At 66.6% G+C, this 22,021-nt stretch carries 15 protein-coding genes and 3 pseudogenes; 11 read left to right on the top strand and 7 right to left on the bottom strand.

Annotated features, from left to right (window positions below):
* Window positions 1-596: 596 nt before the first annotated feature.
* Window positions 597-1,693: pseudogene (locus ACZ4EF_RS31245) on the bottom strand (integrase core domain-containing protein).
* 440 nt (window positions 1,694-2,133) lie between these two features.
* On the opposite strand from ACZ4EF_RS31245, the gene ACZ4EF_RS31240 reads away from it, so the two are divergent.
* The 5 genes and pseudogenes from ACZ4EF_RS31240 to ACZ4EF_RS31220 form a co-directional block, all read left to right on the top strand.
* Entirely contained in the window at window positions 2,134-2,709 is a 576-nt protein-coding gene (locus tag ACZ4EF_RS31240) for a DUF6879 family protein (RefSeq protein WP_467507460.1), read from the top strand.
* Between the two features lie 1,206 nt (window positions 2,710-3,915).
* Window positions 3,916-7,047: an RHS repeat-associated core domain-containing protein gene (locus ACZ4EF_RS31235; protein ID WP_467507458.1), complete on the top strand. Its 3,132-nt coding sequence runs from the start codon at window positions 3,916-3,918 to the stop codon at window positions 7,045-7,047.
* Between the two features lie 844 nt (window positions 7,048-7,891).
* Window positions 7,892-8,092, top strand: a complete 201-nt coding sequence (locus ACZ4EF_RS31230; protein WP_467349871.1) for a hypothetical protein — start codon at window positions 7,892-7,894, stop codon at window positions 8,090-8,092.
* A 940-nt stretch (window positions 8,093-9,032) separates the two neighbouring features.
* A complete protein-coding gene (locus tag ACZ4EF_RS31225) occupies window positions 9,033-9,227 on the top strand; it encodes a hypothetical protein (RefSeq protein ID WP_467507517.1) in 195 nt (64 codons plus the stop codon).
* A 90-nt stretch (window positions 9,228-9,317) separates the two neighbouring features.
* Window positions 9,318-9,719, top strand: a pseudogene (locus ACZ4EF_RS31220) (transposase family protein); the annotation flags it as partial.
* Between the two features lie 157 nt (window positions 9,720-9,876).
* On the opposite strand, the gene ACZ4EF_RS31215 reads toward ACZ4EF_RS31220, so the two are convergent.
* Window positions 9,877-10,497 (bottom strand): 2'-5' RNA ligase family protein, encoded by a 621-nt coding sequence (locus ACZ4EF_RS31215; RefSeq protein WP_467507456.1) that lies wholly within the window; start codon window positions 10,495-10,497, stop codon window positions 9,877-9,879.
* A gap of 14 nt (window positions 10,498-10,511) precedes the next feature.
* Window positions 10,512-11,663: an XRE family transcriptional regulator gene (locus tag ACZ4EF_RS31210; RefSeq protein WP_467507454.1), complete on the bottom strand. Its 1,152-nt coding sequence runs from the start codon at window positions 11,661-11,663 to the stop codon at window positions 10,512-10,514.
* Window positions 11,664-12,287: 624 nt separating this feature from the next.
* Between ACZ4EF_RS31210 and ACZ4EF_RS31205 the strand changes: the two genes are divergently transcribed.
* Window positions 12,288-12,569 (top strand): hypothetical protein, encoded by a 282-nt coding sequence (locus tag ACZ4EF_RS31205; protein ID WP_467507519.1) that lies wholly within the window; start codon window positions 12,288-12,290, stop codon window positions 12,567-12,569.
* Here ACZ4EF_RS31205 and ACZ4EF_RS31200 read toward each other — a convergent pair.
* From ACZ4EF_RS31200 to ACZ4EF_RS31190, 3 genes and pseudogenes are all read right to left on the bottom strand, one after another.
* A pseudogene (locus tag ACZ4EF_RS31200) lies at window positions 12,526-12,864 on the bottom strand (helix-turn-helix domain-containing protein); the annotation flags it as partial. The gene ACZ4EF_RS31205 and the pseudogene ACZ4EF_RS31200 overlap by 44 nt on opposite strands.
* Window positions 12,865-12,871: 7 nt before the next feature.
* Window positions 12,872-13,210, bottom strand: coding sequence for a hypothetical protein (locus tag ACZ4EF_RS31195; protein WP_467507452.1), 339 nt, complete (start codon window positions 13,208-13,210; stop codon window positions 12,872-12,874).
* Between the two features lie 69 nt (window positions 13,211-13,279).
* Entirely contained in the window at window positions 13,280-13,621 is a 342-nt protein-coding gene (locus ACZ4EF_RS31190) for an RHS repeat-associated core domain-containing protein (protein ID WP_467507450.1), read from the bottom strand.
* 526 nt (window positions 13,622-14,147) lie between these two features.
* Between ACZ4EF_RS31190 and ACZ4EF_RS31185 the strand changes: the two genes are divergently transcribed.
* Entirely contained in the window at window positions 14,148-15,725 is a 1,578-nt protein-coding gene (locus tag ACZ4EF_RS31185) for an RHS repeat-associated core domain-containing protein (RefSeq protein WP_467507448.1), read from the top strand.
* 807 nt (window positions 15,726-16,532) lie between these two features.
* Here the strand turns inward: ACZ4EF_RS31185 and ACZ4EF_RS31180 are convergent.
* On the bottom strand, window positions 16,533-17,300 hold the full coding sequence (locus ACZ4EF_RS31180; RefSeq protein WP_467507447.1) for an IS5 family transposase: 768 nt from the start codon (window positions 17,298-17,300) through the stop codon (window positions 16,533-16,535).
* Window positions 17,301-18,430: 1,130 nt separating this feature from the next.
* Here ACZ4EF_RS31180 and ACZ4EF_RS31175 point away from each other — a divergent pair.
* From ACZ4EF_RS31175 to ACZ4EF_RS31160, 4 genes are all read left to right on the top strand, one after another.
* Window positions 18,431-19,576 (top strand): C40 family peptidase, encoded by a 1,146-nt coding sequence (locus ACZ4EF_RS31175; RefSeq protein ID WP_467507445.1) that lies wholly within the window; start codon window positions 18,431-18,433, stop codon window positions 19,574-19,576.
* Window positions 19,577-19,668: 92 nt separating this feature from the next.
* Window positions 19,669-19,977 carry a DUF6112 family protein gene (locus tag ACZ4EF_RS31170; protein WP_467507443.1) on the top strand — a complete coding sequence of 103 codons (309 nt, stop codon included), beginning with the start codon at window positions 19,669-19,671 and terminating at the stop codon, window positions 19,975-19,977.
* Window positions 19,977-20,666 carry a hypothetical protein gene (locus ACZ4EF_RS31165; protein WP_467507441.1) on the top strand — a complete coding sequence of 230 codons (690 nt, stop codon included), beginning with the start codon at window positions 19,977-19,979 and terminating at the stop codon, window positions 20,664-20,666. The genes ACZ4EF_RS31170 and ACZ4EF_RS31165 overlap by 1 nt, the downstream gene beginning before the upstream one ends.
* A 29-nt stretch (window positions 20,667-20,695) precedes the next feature.
* Entirely contained in the window at window positions 20,696-21,982 is a 1,287-nt protein-coding gene (locus ACZ4EF_RS31160) for an SCO6881 family protein (protein ID WP_467507439.1), read from the top strand.
* Window positions 21,983-22,021: the final 39 nt, after the last annotated feature.

Below are 22,021 nucleotides of genomic sequence, written 5' to 3'. Positions count from 1 at the left end.
CAAATAGTAGTCGAGAACTTCGGGAATTCAGAAACCCCAGATTGGGATACTGGTGAGGAGCCGCTCGTTTGGACTCCTGGCTGCTGCCTAATCGAAACTGTTGACGACATGGAATCGAGCGTCCTGGTGGATTTCCGTGTGGGAGTCATCGACGTACATGATGTGCGTGAAATTCATAGTGGGACTTTCTTTTGCGCGTCAGGCAGGGTGAGCGTGTGTACCCCGGCTATGGCCCAGAAGGCAGTTCTTACTCTGCCGAGGGCAGGCGATTGGGCTATCAGAATCGCCGTTCGGGGAAATTCAGACCGATTATGTCGTGGTTTTCTTCAATGAAGATAAGTGGTCGGATTCCATGAACGGTAACGCACTCGCCGAAGGCTCAGGTGAGCCTCTGCGCTGATAGCCGCGTGGATGCGGGCTGTGATCTCCGCTTCGGACTCTCCGTTTTGTACGCCGACTTGGATAGTGTTCGGATAGCACGGGACCGTCAGACAGGGCCACGTATACCCTGCCTGCAGACCAACGCCGCAACTACGGGACACCATCCGCGTCACACCGCCCGACGGTGCCTCTGCCGAAAACCTCATCTGCGCAGGTCACGCGGCATGTTGGTACGCGTGGAGGATGCCGCCGAGTCGGTCGCGTTTCCGTGTGTCGAGGCGCGCGATCTGCTCCGGGTCGGTGATCGGCGGCGGCAACGGGTGCAGGGGGCGGGCGTTGGCGATGCCCTGGTGCGGGCGGTGCTCGTTGTAGAACTGTTCGAACTCCCGTAGGGCATGGAGCAGGTGGCGGTGGTTCCAAATGAGGGTGCGGTCCAGTACCTCGTGGCGGCACGTCTGCACCCATCGCTCCATGATCGAGTTCATCCGTGGCATCCGCACGTCGCTGAGGACGACCTCGATGCTGGCGTCGGTGAGGATGGTGTCGAAGAGGGCGGGGAACTTCCCGTCGCGATCGCGGATCAGGAACTTCGCCCGGCAGCCCGCGTCTTCGAGGTCCATGACCAGGTTCTTCGCCGCCTGGGTCATCCAGGACGCGGTGGGGTGCGCGGTCGCGCCCAGGACCCGGATGCGCCGGCTGGCGTGCTCGATCACCGCGAACACGTACAGCCGGGCTCCGGACAGGGTGGTGGTCTCGAAGAAGTCACCTGCCAGCAGAGCGTCGGCCTGGGAGTGCAGGAAGTCCGCCCAGGTGCTCGATGCCCGTTCGGGCGCCGGTGGGATGCCGGCGTCCTTCAGGATTTCCCAGACGGTGGAGGCGGCTACTTTCACTCCGAGAACGAGCAGTTCGCCGTGCACGCGCCGGTACCCCCAGTTGGGGTTCTCTCGGGCCAGGCGCAGTACGAGGCCCGGATGGAGCGGACAGTGCGCGGCCGACCTCCGCGGTGGTGCCGGGATCGCGCGGCGTGCCGGCGGGCCATCAGATCCCGGTGCCAGCGCAGGTCCGTGTCCGGCCGCACCAGCAACCGCATGCGGCGCAGCGCCTCCTTCGGGAGGTGGTGCAGCAACGCCGCCAGGAAAACCCGGTCCCCCGGATCGAACTGGATTCGCTGCCCGCTCAGTTGCCGTTCCAGCACGGCGATCTGATGGCGTAGCGCCAGGATCTCGATGTCCTTGTCCCGGTCGCTCATCGGCAGCAGGCGCAGCATCGCGAACACGCTCGGCACGCTCAGGTAGACGAGTTTCAACAGCACGACCGATCATCATGCCGAGGCGATCGTCATCCCCGCCAGGGCGCCACGTCAGCGTCCGTATCCGGTAACGCGAAGGTCCCGGCACACCCATTCTGACCAGGGTGGATGAGGTTATCGGCAAGGGCACGGTTCAAGTCCGGCCCCGGGCACCCCCGGCACGCCGTCCCTGCGTCGCCCGACCGGTCCGGCGTCCCCCGCCGCGCCATGCCATGCCACGCCACGGCTCCGCCCTGCCCGCCTTGAGAAAGGGCCATACCCCATGACCTGCTTCCGGGTGTCCCACGCCTCACCCGCACCGCTGACCGAAGCTTTCCTCCCCGCGCCGGGCCGCCTGCCCAGCACGGGCGCCGCCGCGTGCACCCGCGCGCAGCACACGATCGCCGCCGCACCGAGCCGGCCTGCCGCCGCGCGGGGTCAGGAGCAGGACGTGGAGGGCGGCCGTGCTGCCCGCTGACGGAGAACTCACACCCGCCGGCCTGGACGGCCTGCTGTTCGACTCAGCCTGGCACCGAGCCTTCCGGATCGAGGTGCGCCGCGGATACCACTCGGACCGCCGCGACCCCCGATGGGATGCAATCCGGCGAGGCGAACCGGTCACCTACGACCCCGACCGCCCGTGGTACCAGATGGTGCGCCAGGCCGCGAACGACGGGCGATACATCCACCGGGTGCGAGTCGTGGACACTCCCATCACCCCCGGTCAGCACTACCTCCAGGTCACCGGTGCCCACAACGCCACGGCAGGCGAGCGTATCCGCCTGCTGGCACGCCACCGCGCCGACACGATCCCGCTGCGGCACGACACCTGGCTCCTGCAAGGCTCCGACGCCACCGACACCGCGGTGATCCACCTGCGGTTCGGACCCAACGACGTCCTGACAGCAGCAATCCTCACTCGCAACACCCACAGCGTCCGCGCGGCCCGGATCCGCTGGCACGCGGCCTGGTCCGCCGCCCACCACGACCTGAGCGGCACTCTCGCCCCGAACCGATCGCGCGAACCGCAGCGACCGTGACCAGCAGCCGCCCACTGCCCCTCCGACCGATGGGGCCTTTTCAACTCCGCCGTCAGCGACAGGGCTGAGGCCCACGGGCCACTGGCGAAGATCTGCCGGGCAGACAGACGCGGCGGCAGAATGTCCCGGCTGCTCAACCAGACCCTCGGCGAGCTACGCACGGCATAGCCTTTGGCCGGTGACCCGCGTGGCGGCCCTACTGCGCCGGCCGTGCCTGCGTGCCGGATGCGGCCCGGCGGTTCGCCGTCAAGCGGTGGGCTGTTCCATGGCCGCGAAGTGGCCGCTCTTGTCGAGGGTGCTCAACGCCCCGGCGTGACCGGGAGACAGGCTCGGCGCGCTGGGTCGAAGCAGCTGGCTTACCGTGAACTGTGGAGCGGCCAGAGCTCCCTGGGGGGGGGAACGACTCCGGCCGCTCGCACTCCGACAAACGCCTCTGCCTGCGCCGCGACAGCGCTTCCGCTGGTGCAGGGCCGTGGTCCGCGAACCGGCGGTCATCGTGTGGAGGCCCCCGGCGAACCAGGCTCGGGGATCAGGCGGTTGCCGTTCCTTCACGACGGATCAGCGTACGGACGGGCATCTGATCATCGGAATCCCTCGGCCGTGTGTGACCTATGTCACCGGTCCGCCGCATCAGGACGGCCGACCAAAGCAGAAGGGGACTTCGAGCACACAGATAATTGCCCTAGGGCAATCCTCCCCTTGCCAACGAAGGTGCTGCGCCCCGCTGTTCCCGCGATGGTGAGGCAAGCAGCAGGGCCACCTTTCCCGCCACAATGTTGCCCCCTGCTGACCGGCGCTTTCGCTGTGTAGCTGACTGCGGCAGCCGCTGTGGCCCCGGTCAGCCGTGGAGCGGAGCGCGAGGCTCTGGCCGAAAATCGCTTATCAAACTGAGGATCGATAAAAAGCGGTAGCACACGGTCACGAGACCATGACAGGTTGTGGCTTCTCCTGGGAGCCGCTGGGGCTGCCAGGGACTCTTTCCATGGGGGGAAGATGAGCAACAAGCCCACGGCGGGCGCGATTTCGCATGCCCGCCGCCGCTCACGCTGGAGCCTCGCCGCAGCGTCAACGGTTCTCGCCGTGGCCGCTGCAGGAATCCCGCTGAGCGCCGCTACCGCCGAGGCCGCGCCGGCCGATCCCGCTTCAGTCTGGGGTCACCGTCACCAGGTCAGCGTTCCGTCGATTCCGGTGGGCACCAACCGGCCGGTGCCCTCCGACACGCACCTGACGGCTGCGGCGTCGGCGGGCGCCTCCGCTCGCCGGGCGCGCGGCGCCGCCGGGAGCCAGACGGTCAGCCCGCTTGCGGCGCCGCCGTCGGGCCAGGGGCAGGTGCCGTGGCACCAGTACTCCGACACCCGCCTGACGGACTCGCTGGTAGCCCGGGTCGACCTGTCGTCGGGTGACTTCCTGCTGGCGGGCACCGACTTCGACATCGCCGGAGCCGGTGACCGGCTGCAACTGACCCGGACCTACTCCTCGTTCACCGGGGTCGGCGGCACACTCGGCACCCGCTGGTGGGCGAGCTACGACCGGCGCCTGCAGATCTCCGGTACGGACGTCTACGTCATTGATTCCACCGGCGGCAGCGCCCACTTCACCGTCGGCACCGGCAGCGCCTACACCACCCCGGCGGGATACTCCCAGGACCTGGTCAAGAACAGCGACGGCACCTACTCCCTCACCAGCCGCAAGTCCGGCTCCAAGGACACCTACAGCTCCGCCGGCGTGCTGACGAAGGTCACCGACCGCAACGGCGCCACCATCACCGTCACCCAGCACTCGGGCGGCGGCTACAAGCTCACCGAGGACCGCACCGGGCGGTCCGTCGACCTGGCGCCGTACAACACCACGCAGTGGCGGGCGACCGACAACACCGGCCGGTACGCCAAGTACGACACCGACGGATACGGCAACCTCGTCAAAACCACCGACACCGCAGGCGGCGCAACCGTCTTCGGCTACGAGTCGCTGTCCGACGGCTCGTTCCGGATCAACAAGATCACCAGCCCGGACGGCAACATCACCCGGATCTCCTACGACTCCTCGAACCGGGTGCGTTCCGTTCAGCGGATCACCGACACCGCCGCGAACACCGGCCCCACCTGGACCTACGCCTACTCCGCCGCCGTCGGCGCCGCAGGCACCACCACGGCTACCGACCCCAACACCCACGCCACCACCTACACCGTCAACACCGACGGCACGGTCACCAAGGTCACCGATGCTCTGACGCACTCACGGTCGACGACGTACGACTCGAACCACAACGTCAAGACCGCAACCGACGCCATGGGCACTGGCGGGACCGGCGGCAACGTCACCGTCTACGGGTTCGACGCCCGCAACAACCCGTCCTCGGTGGGGCTGCCGACCGGCGCCTCGGCCGCGTTCGGACAGTACTCCACGATCGCGGGTGTGGACGTGCCGCCGGACTTCACCGACGCACAGGGCAACAAGACCAGCTACTCCTACGACACCGCCGGCAACACCAAGACCGTCTCGGTGACCGGCGACGCGGCCGCGTCCCGCTCGTACACCTACAACGACGCGACCCCGTCCTGCGGCGGTTTCAAGGGCCAGCGCTGCACCGCCAAGGACGCGAACGGCAAGACGACGTCGTTCCACTACGACACCAGCGGCAATCTGGACAAGGTCACCCCGCCCGCACCGCTCGGCGCCACCACCTACACCTACGACGCGCTCGGCCGCCCGCACACCGCCACCGACGGCCGCAACATCACCACCACCTACACCTACGACGGCCGCGACCGCACCACCAATGTGGCCACCTCCGGCGGCGCGAACGTGGTGTACGTCTTCGACGGTGACGGCAACCGGACCTCCCGCACCGACGCCACCGGCACTACGACCTACCAGCCGGACGCCCTGAACCGCGAATCGCTGCGCACGCTGCCCGACACCTCCACGACGCTGCTGACCTACGACCCGGCCGGCAACGTCGCCACCTACACCGACCCCACCGGCCAGGTCGTCTACGGCTACGACGCCGCCAACAACCTCCACACCCTCAAAGACCCCTCCGGCTCGACCACCACGTACACCTACAACAACGACGACGTGCTGACCTCCGTCGCCTACCCCGGCGGCACCACCGAGACCATCGTCCCGGACAACTCCAGCCGCCCCAAGTCGATCACCGCCAAGGCCGGTTCGACGACGCTGGTCGATCTCGCCTACACCTACACCTCCGGTCCCTCCGGTACCGACGGTGCCCTGATCCACACCCGCGCCGACAACGTCGCCGGCACCACACAGACCTACGCCTACGACTCCCAGGACCAGGCATACCGCACGGTGGAGACCAACTCAGCCGGCACTCGCACCGCCGGATGGCTGTACTGCCACGACGCGGCCGGCAACCTGACCGACACCGACACCACCGCCACCGCTTCCAGCACCTGCGCCGACGCCACCATTTTCGACTACGCCTACAACGACGCGTCCCAGCTCACCGACCCGCACAGCCTCGACCCCAACGCTTGGACGTATGACAGCGCAGGCGACGAAACCAACGGCGCCTCGCCCGTCGGCGCACGCACCGGCGAAGCCTGGTCGGACTTCAACCAGCTCACCTCCCTCACCGTCGGGGGCACCTCCTACACCGCGGACTACGCCGGCACCGACAACGGCGAACGCACCCGCTTCAACACCACCAGCTTCCACAACGGCCCCGAAGGGCTCGCCGCTTCCACCACCGCCGGCGTGGACACCGGATTCACCCGCGAGCCCGGGGGCACACTCAACTCCATGAGGACCGGGGGAAAGAACTACTACTACCTCACCGATGCAGCCGGATCCGTTCTCGGCCTGGTCGACAACACCGGCGCCCGCGTGGCCGGCTACACCTACACCCCCGCCGGAAAATCCCGAAGCGCCACCGGCACCCTCACCCAGCCCTACCGCTTCCAAGGCGCCTACCTCGACCCCACCGGCCTGTACAAAATGGGCGCCCGCTACTACGACCCCGCCATCACCCGCTTCACCCAGACCGACCCCTCCGGCCAGGAAACCAACCCCTACGCCGCCTTCGGCAACGACCCCATCAACCACACCGACCCCAACGGAACATTCGCTTGGAGGGATGTCGTTGTCGGAGTAAGCGGTGTGCTTGCAACAGCGGCTGCCGCAACCCTGATCGGCATCGGTTGTGCAGGCACAGCAGGTATCGGTTGCGCCGTAGCGGGCGGAGTTACCGCTGGCCTGTGGACAGGAGCGGCAACTGGCGGAACAGCCGCAGCTCTTGGGCTGGAGCCCGAAGGTTACCTTGAAGCCGGTGTGGCAGGAGGTTTGCTCGCGCCCTTCCTGCCTGGCTTCTAGATTGTGATCGGCTGGGTGCCGCCTCCTTGAGAGCGGCGCCCAGCTGGAACGAGAGGAGAACTCCAATCGGTACGAACCGGATAACCAGGCGCGCAGTCTGGTTCATCCTTGCGCTTGCAATCATGCTAGTCATGATTCTCATCTGGCAAACCAATTGGGCCCCTTGGCAACGCATTCTCGCAACGGTCGGCGTGATGGCCGTGGTGATCGGTACTTCGTCAGGAATCTCTGCCCGACGAGACAAGGGGTAATTTATTTCCGCAGTCGGATCACAGCGGCTAGTACGGCAGCTGTAGATCGTGATCTTGTCCTTCGAGTGGCCCTCTATCCTGCCGACCCGCCTGCTGAGTCCTCTGCGCCGTCGACGACCGAACGAACGCACCTCATCCAGTCCTCCCAGGCAGCGGGGTCTGTCGTTCCGCCGTCCGCCACGGTGGCCGGAGGAGGCGAGGAAGAGCGAGTGAACGGAGCGCTGGGTGGACTCGTTGGCGCTCTCACCGGCGGATTTTTCGCCTAAGCTCATGCTATGGAGGGACTAGTGAACGACGAGGATAAAAAGCGGAGAATTATCCGCGTCATTGCATGCGGGATTGCAACCTCAGTTGCGGGAGTCATCGCCACTTCCGTAGGAGCATTCGATTGGCCAGTATGGCAGTCCGCTCTCGTTTTCGGCGCGGCTGGGCTGGTTTCCGGAATCCTTTACGTGAGGATCTCAAAAAACCGACAATCAGCCTGATCTCGAAAGATTCAGTGGCGCGACGGTGAAGTCCCAGCAGGCCACTGCAGGCCCAACACCGCACATTGGGGATAGGAAGACTCGGAGCCAGTGCGTCGCGGAGCCTGCATGACGAAGCTTGTAATGTCATCAAGCTTGATGGTGTTGGTCCTGGTGGCGGCGGGCATCGCGATGGTGACCACATCGCCCAACGCAACCGACCATCCAGTCATTTGGTGGGTTTCCCTTGTAGTCGCCATCGTGACCGTCGCCCTCGTCCTCACTGTCCGGCGACTGGCCCGCACACGGTCAACTGAATTGGAGCGCTGACGACTCGCTGTAGTGAGATCGTGTGATAGAAGAATTATGGGGCGCCAGATTTTGTCTGGCGCCCCATAAGCCTGCAACGGAAAAGGTGGCCCGCCGAAAAAAGAATCATGGGAAAAGCCTGCAGGGAAGGGGGTTCCCGGAGGCAGGCGGGATAAGCGGCCTTGTGCCGCCCCACGTAGGTAAACCGTGTTCCGTTGCGGAATGCGAGCAGCAGGCCAGGTTGCGGTCGCCTGAATCGCATGCTGTCGGATATGCCCCGGTCCGGTTTATGCTTCGGACAGGGCCCCGCCCTGCGCCGGCCGCGACCGGCGACTGGGCTGTCGGCCAGCAGACGTCTACTCCGGGCCGCACTGAATATCCGGCCGCTGTGAGCGGCTGGAGTTGCGTCGGCGTCCTCGCCGTGGCAGCAGGAGGATTCCTGATCGGCTACGGAATCGCCATGTATACCTGACCGGCTAGAGAGGAAACCCAGTGACAGGTAAGTCCGCCATGATCGTGATCGTCGCAGCCGTCATTCTCATAGCGGCCGGCGCAGCGGTGGCTGCCGCAGCCAACGGCGGCGTCGAGCGGGGGATGGGCATAGGAATCCTCGCTTTGGGAGCGGTACTTGGCATCCTGGGGCTAGCCATGCGGAAACGTCGGCCCACGTCGGCTTCCTGACCGCTGACAACGCGACAAGTCCGCCAGCCGCGTAGCGGCTGGCGGACTTGTCGCGTTGCCCTTACGCCTTGGGGCGATCGGGCAGTTGACTGCCGACCGGTGTCCTCGCTCAAGAGGGCGGTATCGGCCACTTTCTGACGGACTCAAGGCGGTGTGGACACTTTCCGGGGTGAGGGGCCGTGTCAGCGCTCATGCTCGGGAGCGGTGAGGCCGGGCAGCGCCCGAAGTCTCGTGTGTGGGTCGGCTGGCGGAGGGACTGACCGTGACTTTGACGATCAACATGACGCTCCTGCTGACGGTCATCGTGGTGCTCCGGTTGCGCCGCCGCACTGAGGCCAGGAGCCGTACCGATGAACAGATGTCTGCGGTCATTGTGCTGGCCCTGGGCGTGCTGATCGCCCCGACGAAGTTCGGCCACGGGATCCTTCACGCCCTGAATCAGCTTGCTCAGAGCGTCTCGCAGATCCACATCTGACACCTTGTGGTGCGATGCCGTACGCAGGGCCGGTAACCGCACGGCCGGTTTCGGCGAAGCGCGTCACCAGGCTGCACCTGTACGCGGACGCACAAGAAACACGGCATGAACGTGCAGGTCCTCACCGATCCGTCCGGCCGACTGCTGTGGGCCTCACCGGCCCTGCCCGGCGCCGTCCACGACATCCGAGCAGCCCGCGAACACGGCATCATCGACGCCCTCGCCCAGGCCGACATCCCCTGCTGGGCCGACAAGGGCTACCGCGGCGCCGGCGGAACCGTCCGCATCCCGTACCGGGGACGATGGGAGACCCTCTCCGCCGGTCAGCAGGCGGTGAACCGGTCCCACGCGAAAATCCGCGCCCTCGTCGAGCACACCATGGCGACCCTCAAGAACTGGCGACTCCTGCGCAAACTCCGGTGCTCCACCACCCGGATAACCGCCTTCGTCCAAGCCGTCCTCAGCCTGCATCTGGCCAGCTCAAACCCATGATGGAAAAGGCTCACTGACGCGAGGCCTCGGTTCGCGGGTCAGGCGACACCTATTCGAAGTGAAATGTGAAGCAGGTGCCGATTCGGAGTTAATCTGCTCGCTCCTCCGGATCGGCACCCTGGGTCCGTTGCTGGGTAGCGCAGCCGACGTGTGATGTTCAGCGGAGTGGGATCTCAGCGATGGTTGTCCACTCGTACATCTGGTGGTCGCGGTTGATGCGTATCAAAGCCGCGTTGGTGACGCTGGTTGTCGCGGGGGCGACGTTCGAGCTTGTGATGGCTTCGGTGAACGGCGTTGACGGGCCGACTTTGTTGCTGTAGCCGACGGAGACATGCGGAGTGAATCCGCTGGCGCTTTCGGGGACTTCCGGAAGGACGTCGCCGATCGCAGCGCGGATGGCGTCCCGCAGCTCCCTTACGGGGTCTGCTGGTTGGACGAGCACGAGGATCGCCTCCGGGTCGACGACCGGTGTGCCGAGGGTAATGGCGAAGCGAGGTATCGCTCCAAGACGCGGCTTGGCGGCCTCGGCGATGGCATCGACAGTGTCCTCCGAGACTTCGCCGACGAAACCAATTCCTTGCATTGTCAGGTGGAGCCACTGGTCAGGTATGAGGTCCAGTCCACCGATGGGCGCGAGGGCCGCACGGTACTCGGCGGCGAAGCGCTGGACGTCCGCCTGATCGCCGAAGGTCAAGTGCCAGGTGTAGAAGGATCGGCCTTTGCGCCACCCGGGGCGCCACCACCAGTGGTTGATCATGGATTCGGGTGTTGTGGTCATGACGGGTGATCCAATCAGGCCGAGTCACCTCCTGGCCAGAAGGCCAGGAGTCGAGGAGCGCTGTCCTGGCACCAGTCGGTAAGGTGTGCGCGGGCCTTGACGCTGGCCGCTCCGCGGGCATTCGGACCACCCGCCATCATCGATCCGAGGTCGCGTATACGGCCGATCACGGTGTCTAGGCGCCGCTCGGGCGGCAATTCGAGGACCGGCTCCAGTTTGTCCATGATCGCCTCAGGCTCCTTTAGGCCGACGTATGCCATGGCTTGGCTGATGCTGGTCTGTGCTTCCGTGCCGTATACGCGCACCTGCTGGGCCCGAAGGTGTCCGAGGGCGCTGTCGGCCTGGGTTAGCGCCTCGCTGTAGGAGCCGATACGGAGAAGGGCTGCGGCGGCGTACTGCTCCTGCCTGCCGATCGAGCAGGACAGCAAGCCGCCAATCTCGTCTTCGCCCTCGATCGATTCACGGGCCGCTTCAGCGCGGCGCAAGGCGGCATGGGTCTCGTCCGTAGCGCCGAGGCGGCTCCAGGCGTCGGCTTCCTGACAGGCGAGCAACGCCTCCACGGTGCCAGGCGGGTTGTACGAGGCCTCCCGGCGGGCATGGTTGATGGCGTCGCGGTACCGACCGTCCCAGAACGCAATCTTCGAGCGAGTCGATGCCGTCCACGCCCTCAGTCCATTGTGCCCGACTGCTTCGCCGCACAACATTGCGGTACGCCCGTGGGTATCGGCGGCGGATAGGTGGCCGAGGTCACTGGACATCCAGGCCATCAGGCCACACACGTATCCGGCACACAGAAAGAGATCTGCGGCCTGCTGGGGCGGCTGGTGCCCCTCCAGAAGCCGGAAGACTGTGTCACGCAGGGCCCGGGTGCGGGTGAAAACGTCGATTGCGTCGCCGACGAGGTAGTCGGCCGCGAGGGTACGGACGTCAGCTTGGATTTGTTCCAGTGCGTACTGTCCAACGTTGGTGCTCTCGGCCCACGCTGCCCAAGCTGCGCTCTCCTCTGCGGCGCGCCGCGCAGCGACAGCACCGGTCGGAAGATCGGGCGCGGTCCGTGCCGGAGGCTCGGGCGTAGGCGTTGCGGAGGGCTGAGGACCGGACGGACTGCGCGCGGCTGCCGCCGAAGGCATCGCCCTCCGGTCCTCAAAGTCCAGCAGTTCCAACACGTCGCACTCGTAGGCCGCAGCCATCAGGCGCAGGACCGCGTCCGAGGGCTTGCGCCCAGCTGTGAGCGGCCACTTCTCCCACTTTCCGAGGAGGGAGGCGTCCGCAGCGACGGCGTCAGGTCGTCCGGTGCCAACGGTGTTAATACGGTCTGCGACTTCTTGGAGGCTCCAGCCGTGGGCGTGTCGCCATGCCTCGCGGGGCCGGAACGTGAATCGTGTCCGCAGTTCGGTTGCGATGTCTGAGCGGGTACATCCGGCAGCAAGCATTTCCCTGCGGAGCGCGTCGCGTTCCCTCTTGTTGCCCGGCGTCCTGTGGTGGGCCATGGCGAAGTCCCAGTGTGAATACGCAGTGATAGTGCCTTCACGGTAGTCCCATGCCACCCGTCCTGAGGGCGAGTTGACCGGAAAGCCACGCGCCCAGGTGTCCACAATCCCAGCCACGAGCGTGGATGTGCGCAGGTCAGCGGCTGCGTACGTCGCCCAGATTTCTTGGGTTTGCCTGCCCGTGACGGTAAACAGCCGAAGCGGAATCGTGGTGCATCCAAACATTTCCCGCCGTCCGCTCGTCGCAAGACCGGCCTCATCAATTTCCGCGCTTCCAAATCCCGTGCCTGACGAGGACTCATGACCCCCGACCTGTCTCCCGCCCATCGGGCGCCGCGCCAACGCCAGCGGTTGTTACGGACGCCGTTGACGGTGCGGGCCCTTCTCGTGATCGTCGCGACGGTTTCCATTGCCTCGTTCCTCGTGTTGGCAGTGCTGGTCGCGGTCCCTGACTGGCGGCAGCAGACGAGCCTGCGCCGTGACTCGACGACCGGCCGGCTCGGCGGCGAGGCGAGTCTGCCTGTCTTTGTGGGGCTTCAGGCGGAGCGGACGCTGACACGATCAGCACGGTGTCCTTCGTGAACCGGTTGCGGGGTTGGAGGGCGAGCATCGGCCCGAGGTGATCAATGATGCGGTCTGCTGCCGACTTGGAAACCCCGAACAGCGGGGCCAGTTGACGCATGGTGAGGTTCGTCCGCCAGTAGGTCGCGATCAGCAAGGCCCGGTCCTCCAGCGGCAAGCTCCACGGCCGGCCCCTGCGGGCGGCGTCCGCATCCCCGCGGCGCAGAAACCTCACCAGCTTGCCGAACTGCCGTGTGCTCAGCCCGGTGAACGGGACTATCCAGGAAGGCTCCGACGCCGTGATCACACCAGACACTGCGTGATCATTCCACTGCTTCAGGCGTCCCCTGCTCGAACGCGAGGCGGCAGCGCTCAACCCGCTCACCCACATGCTCCATGAACCAGCGCATGATCTCGTAGGGGATGACCCGCTCGTGGTCACCTCGGATGTGGACGGCCGGCTCCAGGTTCGGGTCCTCGTCGGGTATCACCGCCACCATGAAGGCAGGTCCAGGCAGGTGAGACGCGGCATGGGGAATATCGGCCCACGTGGCTGGCGCCGGGACGGCCTCGCTCAGCTCCACGCACCAGGCGTCCTCCTGCAAGGCGTAGTGAAACTGGACGGCATAGTGGCGGCCCGCATGAACGCGCAACTCTGGCATGTCCGCAGGCTGCCACACCTGCCACGGCGGAGTCTCGCGAGTATCGCCCGGCCGCCGCCCTACCGACCGTTACGGGACAGCCCTTAGCAGCGCGCTTGTGTCTCCGGAAAGACCGTCCTTTATTGCCCCAACGGTGTCGCCAACATTTGCAATGTCCCCGAGGCTGAATGTCCCGTTGGGGTCGGTGTGGTTGACGGGGTCGGCGCCGAAGGCGGCGTAGGGGTTGGTTTCCTGGCCTGAGGGGTCGGTTTGGGTGAAGCGTTCGGTGACGGCGTCGTAGTAGCGGGCGCCCATTTTGTACAGGCCGGTGGGGTCGAGGTAGGCGCCGTGGTAGTGGTAGGGCTGGGGGACGGTCTCGCTCACGCCGCCGGTGCGGGGCATGCCGGTGGGGTTGTAGGTGTAGGTGTTCACGCGGTGCGCGGCATTGTCGACCAGGTCCGAGGACGGAGCCGTCGGCGTCGGTGAGGTAGTAGTAGCTCTTTCCCCCGGTCCTCATGGAGTTGAGTGTGCCCCCGGGCTCGCGGGTGAATCCGGTGTCGGCGCCGGTGGCGGTGGAGGCGGCGAGTCCTTCGGGGCCGTTGTGGAAGGCCGTGGCGCCGAGTTGGGTGCGTTCGGCGTTGTCGGTGCCGGCGTAGGCGGCGGTGTAGGCGGTGCCGGCGGCGGTGAGGGAGGTGAGCTGGTTGAAGTCCGACCAGGTCTCGCCTGTGCGGATGCCGGTGGTGGAGGCGCCGTTGGTTTCGTCGCCGGCCGGGTTGTAGGTCCAGCCGGTGGCGGAGCCGTTCTTGGAGGTCAGCTCGGAGGCGTCGTTGTAGGTGTAGGTGGTGGTGCCGGGGCAGGCGTCGTCGGAGCCGGCCGTGGCTGACACGGTGTTCCCGGCGGCGTCGTAGCAGTACAGCCAGATCACGGTGGCCGACTCCTTTGCCTTGGCGAGGCGGTTGTGGGAGTCGTAGCTGTAGGTGATGGTCTTGCCGGCCTGGTTGTCGGTGCGGGTGTGCCGCAGGTCGCCGTCCGTGCCCGACTTCCCGTAGGTGTAGGTGTAGGAGAGGCCGACCAGTGTCGTGGAGCCGGCGGCGGTCTTGATGTTCGAGGGGCGGCCGGAGTTGTCCGGGGTGATGGTCTGCGTGGTGCCGCCGGGGTAGGCGACCGAGGTCAGGACGTCGTCGTTGTTGTACTGGTATGTGGTGGTCGACCCGGAGGGGTCCTTGAGCGTCTTGAGGTTGTTGGCATTGTCGTACCCGTAGACCACCGGTCCGGTGGGGTCGGTGTAGGTGGCGACGTTCCCGGCCGGGTCGTACGTCAGCAGCGTTGTCGAGCCGTCGGCCAGGGTGCGCAGCGACTCGCGGTTCAGGGCGTCCGGCAGGGCCCCTCACGAGTCTGGGCCGACCAGGGCCCCGCCACCTCACCCACCCGCCAGTTCGACGTCACCTACTGCCGCACCGCAGGCGGCACACCCGGCACCACCTGCTCCACCGCCACCACCGACGACCGCAGCCTTCTCCAGTGGTCTAAGGACAACCTCTCGGGGAAAACGACGACCTACGGATACGACCCGGGCAACCGGCTGCCGTCAGTGGCGACTTCGGGGGGTGGGACGACGTACAGCTACGGCTACGACGCACGCGGCAACCGCACCACCGCCACCGGGACAACCGCCCTCGCCCACAACGCCGCCAACCAGATCACCACCAGCGGCTACACCTACGACGCCGCCGGGAACCTCACCAAGACCCCGTCCCTGTCCTCGGTCGCCTACAACGGTGCCGGACAGATGACGGCGGCCACCACCTCCACCGGGACCGGCACCTACACCTGCCGCCCCGACGGCAACGGCCAGCCCGTCATCGAACAGGTCACACTCGACGCCGGCACCGCCTACATCGACCACGACCCCACCACCGGCCAGCCCCTGGTCCTGCGCACCACCACCGGCACCGAGGCGTACTACATCACCGACGGCTTCGGCAGCCCCGTGGAATTCATCAACCAGTCCACGGTCACCTCCACCGTCTACCAGTACGACCCCTACGGCGCCTACCAGACCACCACCGCCACCGGATCAGCCGCAGCCCAGAACCCCTACCGCTACGTCGGCGGCACCTACGACCGCACCACCGGCTGGATCAAATACGGCCAGCGCTGGTACAACCCCACCACCGGCCACTTCACCACCCAGGACGCGCTGTCGTTCCTCGCCGACCCCGCCCAGGGAAACCGCTACGCCTACGCAGGCGACGACCCCATCAACAACGTCGATCCGACCGGCGAGGTGCCCTGGTCGAAATACGCGACGTCCTGCTTCAAGGGTGGAGCTCAAGGAGCGCTCGTCGCAGGACTCACAGGAACCGCCACCACGGGAATCGGCCTCGCCACTGAGGCCGCGACCGGCTGCGCCATCGATACAGGGCTGGACATCGTGGGCGACTACGGGCCCAGCGGTTCCGGCGACGCCTCCGAAGCCGTGAGCTTCCTCAACGACGCAAAGGACGCCTTCAAACTAGGGGCAAGCCTGTTCTGACCTGGTACGCCTGGGGGCCGGGTACCCTTGCCCGGCCCCTGAACCGAAAGGAACCCGGTGAATATCTGCGTCTGGCTCGTCATCGTGGTGGTTGTCGCCGCCCTCATAGCATTCCAACTTTTCATGCGAACCGGAGGTATGCAAAAATACAGGAAACGGAGGGGCAAAAAGTGGTGACCGATAGCACGGCAACCAGCTCCGGGCAGGGGACCGAACCCCAGGCGTATTATTTGGCTTTCAGCGGGGCCGTTCTGGGAATAACCGTGCTCGTAGTTGCCCTAGTGGCTTTCTTCTATTTTCTTATCGTTCTACTCACTCGAAAGCGCTAGGAGAACCAAGCCGTATCGGGAGGGGCCGGAGCCACCGTCAAATGCGCGAAAAACGCGCTGCGCAGCTCGTAGTCAGTCAGCCATCAGGAGGAGCAGTGAGAACCTACAGGACCAGAGTCGTTGCGTGGTTCGCATCTGTGGCTGTGGCCATAGTGGCTATGTTCCTGTTCGTCCCCTGGGCCCAGGACGAGCTCAGCAAGCCGCTCCGCGTCACTATCGCAATCGTCCTCCTTGTTGCAATCCTGGCATCGCTGATCTGGGTCAGCCGAGGACAACGCAACAAGAAATGACCGGGAGCATTGATCTATGAGGGAAGCGGGAAATTTCATTTCCCGCTTCCCTCATATTAAAGAAAATAGCAGATCGAACCCTTCTGTTTTCATCAGAGGTGGCGAGAAGGCCAATATGCCGACCTCGCCCGGCGGCCGACTCTTCAGCCGCCGCCCTGGGACTCGCCGCTGTCAGTGAGCCTTTTCCATCATGGGTTTGAGCTGGTCAGATGCAGGGTGAGGACGGCTTGGATGAGGCTGGTGATCCGGGTGGTGGAGCACCGGAGTTTGCGCAGGAGTCGCCAGTTCTTGAGGGTTGCCATGGCCTGCTCGACGAGGGCGCGGATTTTCGCGTGGGACCGGTTCACCACCTGCTGACCGGCAGAGAGGGTCTCCCATCGTCCCCGGTACGGGATGCGGACTGTTCCGCCGGCGCCGCGGTAGCCCTTGTCGGCCCAGCAGGGGATGCCGGCCTGGGCGAGGGCGTCGATGATGCCGTGTTCGCGGGCTGCTCGGATGTCGTGGACGGCGCCGGGCAGGGCCGGTGAGGCCCACAGCAGTCGGCCGGACGGATCGGTGAGGACCTGCACGTTCATGCCGTGTTTGTTGTGCTTCCCGGAGTGGAAGGGCCGGTCTGCGGCGATGCGGTCGATGGGCAGGAGCGTGCCGTCCAGGAGGACGAACGCCTTCGTCGACGCGGCGCGCACGGCATCGGCCAGGGTGGGTGCGAGGGCGGCCAGGAGGTCCACGGCCTCGGTGACGTAGCGGTATGCCGTCGTGGTCCCGATTTCGAACCCGGCCGCGAGCTGGGCATACGGATGGCCGTTGCGGAGATGGACGAGAGTGAGCAGGGCCTGGCGGCCGTCACTCAGGCGCCGCCAGCGGGTGCCGAGCTCCCGGCGGCGCTGACGGAGCTTGGCGGACAGGAAGCGCAGGGCAGAACTGGACACGTCGACGCCCGACGGGTAGACAAGCACACGAAGCCTCTGGTGGAGACGGATTTCTTGGTCGAAAACCCATCTACCAGGGGCTTCGCCACGTTGTCACCCCAACTGCACGCGCCCACCGGCAGGTTGGAAAAGGCTCGCTGAGGGTCTTCTCCTACTCCCCGGGTGCGGGATCTACGGTCAGCAAAGAGCCCGCTCCCCCGGTACCGGGTTGGGCCAGGGCCCGCAACTGCCGCGGGCGCAAACAGGAAGACCCCCTTGCTACAGTCGCCCAGGGGTCGTGGTCGACCAACAATACGCAAGGTCCTCTTTGCGCGCTGGCGTCAGGCCCCGAGATTCACCTTGGAGGGGCCTTCGAGATTCAGACGCGAGACCAACGCATTACGAGTACGCCAGCGATCATGACAGGTCATGTCCGGCAGTATCACTGAGTCTCGTTCTGCCTGATCAGCAGGCATGCGTGAGGCTCAGTCATGTTGGCTCATGCTGGGGCGCCCCAAGGCGTCCGCGCTCCCCTTGCGCTCCCCTGCGCTCTCCCACGTGACTGTCAGAGGGGTGATCCTGGCCATGACCAACTGTCTTGTCCGGAGAGGCTGATGTTCTGGGGGCGCAACCCAGAGAATCAGGGTCCAGAGTCCGACCCGACGGATCCGCCCGGTTCCGACCCAACACGTAGCCGCGAATTCCGGACCGGCCTAACGAGGCCGGGTACTCTCCACGGTCTCTGCCGGGGCCATTTGGTGCGTCCGGATTTACGGTCTACTGTCTCGCCAAGTCACCAGGGCGGAGCACCGCTTCACCTTCGTTGACCTGTGCTAATCCGTGCTGTCGTGTCCAATTGGGCCGCCGGACAGGCGCGTTCGCCTCGTTTTTCGCATCTGCCAGGGGGCTCCTTGTGTATCACGTGAGATTACGAGCGTGGCTGGCTGCCGCGCATGACCTGATACCGGCGTCCGGGAGCTACCAACTCCTTTAATCCGGGCCCGCCTCAAGGGCGGATTCACACCAACGCGGCGCCGGCGGCTTTGCACGAGAAGCCGGCACCGCGCCTCCTACGAACACCGAGGAGACGCTGCGATGCAGCACGCCCTGATTCCCCCACACCCCGCCCCAACTCCGCTTTCCGATGACGCCGTTGGCCTCGGCGGGCGGTGGCGGCGATGAAGAAGACCGCTGGCGCCGCCTTCGGTCTGGCAGCTGCCGGTCCGCTGCTGCTGGCCGTTCCCCTGCTCGGTATCACGGCCGGGAGCGCGGCGGCCTCATGTTCCGCCGGCAGTGCACAGGCTGTGGATACCGCAGCGGTGGCCGCGAAGGTGAAGGCGATCCTGGACGGCAGCAGCACCGGCGCCGTCACGGTCCCCGGGCTGGACGCCCCGGCCGAGCAGGTGCCCAACGCCAAGACCGTCGTGGCCACCGGCCTGACCATGGGCGTACCCGCCCGCGGGCAGGTCGTGGCGCTGGCGACGGCTCTGCAGGAGAGCGGTCTGCGCAACCTCACCTACGGCGACCGCGACAGCCTGGGGCTGTTCCAGCAGCGTCCGTCGCAGGGCTGGGGCACCGCGAACGAGATCCTCGACCCGGTCCACGCCTCCACCGCGTTCTACCAGGCGCTGGAGAAGGTCTCCGGGTGGCTGTCGCTGTCGGTGGCACAGGCCGCCCAGGCGGTGCAGCAGTCGGGCTTCCCCGATGCGTACACGACGTGGGAACCGCTGGCGACCGCGCTGCAGAAAGCCCTCGACCCGCTGCTGTCACCGGCCGGCGACCAAACACCGGACCCGGCACCTTCGGCTTCCGTTCCCGTCGGCACCGGCCGGTCGGGCATCGGCGGCAGTTGCGCGCCCGGCGGGGACGGCACGGACTTCGGCGTGATCCCGCCCGGTGCGGTGCCGGCCGGTTACACAATCCCGGCCGACGCGCCGGTCGCGGTACGGACCGCGATCCGCTGGGCGCTCGGGCAGCTCGGCACCGACTACCAGTGGGGCGGGAGCTGTACGAACTCCCACGGCCCGGATCCGATGGGCCGCTGCGACTGCTCGTCGCTGATGCAGCAGTCCTACAAGGCTGCCGGGATCACGCTGTCGCGGACGACGTACACCCAGGTGAAAGAGGGCAAGGCCGTTCCGGTCGATGCTCTTGCGCCCGGTGATCTCGTCTTCACCGAGGGCACGGCCACGGTCCCGGAGCACGTCGGGATGTTCATCGGCTCCGGGCTGATCATCAACGCCCCGCACACCGGCGACGTGGTCCGCATCGCGACCCTCGCCGACTGGAAGCCGCAGATTCTCGCGGCCCGCCGCGTCGTCTGACCCGGCGCATCTCCCCCTCCCCCTTTTTCCCCGCGCGCCACGGCCGCGCCCCGGCGGGCTTTGACGCGCCTTAAATCAAACTGGAGTTCCCCATGTTTCTTGCCGACACGGTGATACGGCTCGCCTACGACCCCGGGATCAAGCCGAACGGGGGCGGGCTGCCGGGCCTGGCCGTACTCAAGCAGGTGATGGGCTCGGTCAACCTTTTCGGGATCATCACGGTGGTCGGATCGATGGCCGTCAGTGCCGGAGTGTGGGCCTGGGGCCACCACTCCGGCGGCCACCAGGCCGAGGCCAACGGAAAGAAGGGCGTGCTCGTATCAGCGGGCGCGGCCCTCCTGCTGGGCGCCGCCAACGGCATCGTGACCTTCTTCTCCGCACTCGGAACGCAGGTCCACTGATGCCTGCCACGTCCTCGGATACCGCGGGCACGTCCTGGATCCGCCGGCGGGTTCTGCTGGGAACGGTCGTCCTGATCGTACTTGTCGCCCTCGCCGGGCTGGCCGCCTACCTCACCCGCGACGGCCGCGCCTCCGCCAAGCCTTCGGGGCGGTCGACGAGTTCGGCCTTCCCTGCACCCGGTTCCTCGCCGCCGGCCACGACACCGCCCCCGCACGGGACCACGGCGGCGCTGCCGCTGCCACCGGTAACACACGATCCGGTTTCGTTCGGCAAGAAGGCCGCCGCAGCCCTGTGGTCCTACGACACCCGCGCCTATGCCCAGCCGGAGCTGCTGGCCGCGTTGCACCGGTGGATGACCTCGGAGAGCACGTACGCCGACCCGGCCTCGGTCGATGTTCTGGTGCCCTCCCCCGTGCTGTGGGAGCGGATGGCCGACAATGCCCAGTTCGCGACCGCGACGGTCAACGAGGCGCACTTTCCGGCCTCGTTCACCCAGGCCCTGCAGGCGGATCCGGGCGCGATCACCACCGCGTACGTCTACGCCGTGACCGTCACCGGCCGGCAGTCCATTGCCTGGACCGGCTCACCCCGGGGCGGCGCGGAGTCCCGCGCGATCACTCTGGCCGTCCAGTGCAGGCCCGGCCAGCCCTGCTCGCTCGCCGGTGTCCTGCCCAACGTCGCCCCCTGACTTCTCACTCATGAAAGGAGGTTTCCGTTATGGGAGCCTGTGATCTTCCCCTGATGGACAGGGTGTGCGACACCATCGGCGGCGTCGTCTCCTCCACCGGCACGGCTGTCACCGACGGCATCGGCGCCTGGCTGGCCAAGTCCGCCGGCGATCTCGCCGCGAGCGCCGCCGACCTCGCCGCCCGCGCGGTCAACGAGACCACCGCCATCGATCTGAACGCACCCTGGTTCCGTGACAACTACGAGCTGCTCCTGCCCATCGGCCTGACCCTGACCGTCGGCACGTTCTGCCTGCAGCTGATGTCCGCGGCCTGGCGGCGCGACGAACGCGCCCTGGCCCAGGCCGCGATCGGCACGATGATCGGCGTCCTGTTCTCTTTCTGCGCCGTCGCCTTCACCGCCGTCGCCATCACGGTCGTCGACGCCCTGTCCGACGGGTTGTTCCAGGCGGCGAACACCTCCGTCGACGACGCGATCCGCCGCGTGGTCAAGGTCAACGAGCTGGGAGTGATGTTCGGCCTGGGCTGGGGTGTTCCGGCGATCGTCGCGGTCGGCATGGCGATCGGGGCGTTCATGTACTGGGGGGTCATGGTCGCCCGGAAGGTCGGCGTGCTGATCCTGGTCGCGCTCGCGGTGTTCGCGGGATCCGGCGGCGGCTGGGAAGTCGCCAGGAAGTGGCGGCGCGGCTGGATCGAGGCCACTGCCACCCTCGTGGTGTCCAAGCTGCTGATGACGGTGGTCTTCCTGATCGGCGTCTCGGCGATGGGCAAGTCCCAGGCGGCCGACGGACTCGGCGCACTGTCGGACGCGATGGCTGGCCTGGTCGTCATGGTCCTGGTGCTGCTCTGCCCCTACGCCACCTACCGCTTCGTTCACTGGGCGTCCGACGGCGGCGGCCACGACGACCTGCACCGCACCGGAATCGCCGGCATGGCGGTCGCCGCAGGCGCCGCCAAGACCGCCGGCAGCCTCGCCATGCAGGCCGGCACCGGCGCCCCGGCACCGCAGGGGCCCAGCCAGGTCCCCGGCGCAGGTGCCGACGGAGTCGCCTCCGGCATCAACCCCGCCGGATCCCACCTCAGCAAGGAAGGCATCGACGGCACACCACCGCCGCGCACCACCTTCCGCTACGGCGAGGACGACAACGCCACCGGCGACAAAGGCCGCGCCCTCATCCAGCGCCCCGGCATCCCCCCGCTGATCACCCGGCCCGACGCCGGAGGCACAGGCGGCTCCGAGGCGGAAACCCCCGGCACAGCAGTTCCGGCTGCCAGCCGATCCGGCACAGGAGCGATGGGACCGTCCGCCGAGTCCTGACCGGCCATCCGTCGGGGGCGGACAGCAATTCCTGGTGCG

The organism is Streptomyces sp. NPDC025721, from assembly GCF_055558595.1.
This window is presented reverse-complemented; position numbering and strand designations above follow the sequence as displayed.

Bases quoted from the DNA above. Each gene is read 5' to 3' on its own strand.
- ACZ4EF_RS31230 (WP_467349871.1), top strand. From the start codon at position 7,892: ATGACGAAGCTTGTAATGTCATCAAGCTTGATGGTGTTGGTCCTGGTG.
- ACZ4EF_RS31225 (WP_467507517.1), top strand. From the start codon at position 9,033: ATGACGCTCCTGCTGACGGTCATCGTGGTGCTCCGGTTGCGCCGCCGC.
- ACZ4EF_RS31215 (WP_467507456.1), bottom strand. From the start codon at position 10,497: ATGACCACAACACCCGAATCCATGATCAACCACTGGTGGTGGCGCCCC.
- ACZ4EF_RS31205 (WP_467507519.1), top strand. From the start codon at position 12,288: ATGACCCCCGACCTGTCTCCCGCCCATCGGGCGCCGCGCCAACGCCAG.
- ACZ4EF_RS31195 (WP_467507452.1), bottom strand. From the start codon at position 13,210: ATGCCAGAGTTGCGCGTTCATGCGGGCCGCCACTATGCCGTCCAGTTT.
- ACZ4EF_RS31175 (WP_467507445.1), top strand. From the start codon at position 18,431: ATGAAGAAGACCGCTGGCGCCGCCTTCGGTCTGGCAGCTGCCGGTCCG.
- ACZ4EF_RS31170 (WP_467507443.1), top strand. From the start codon at position 19,669: ATGTTTCTTGCCGACACGGTGATACGGCTCGCCTACGACCCCGGGATC.
- ACZ4EF_RS31165 (WP_467507441.1), top strand. From the start codon at position 19,977: ATGCCTGCCACGTCCTCGGATACCGCGGGCACGTCCTGGATCCGCCGG.
- ACZ4EF_RS31160 (WP_467507439.1), top strand. From the start codon at position 20,696: ATGGGAGCCTGTGATCTTCCCCTGATGGACAGGGTGTGCGACACCATC.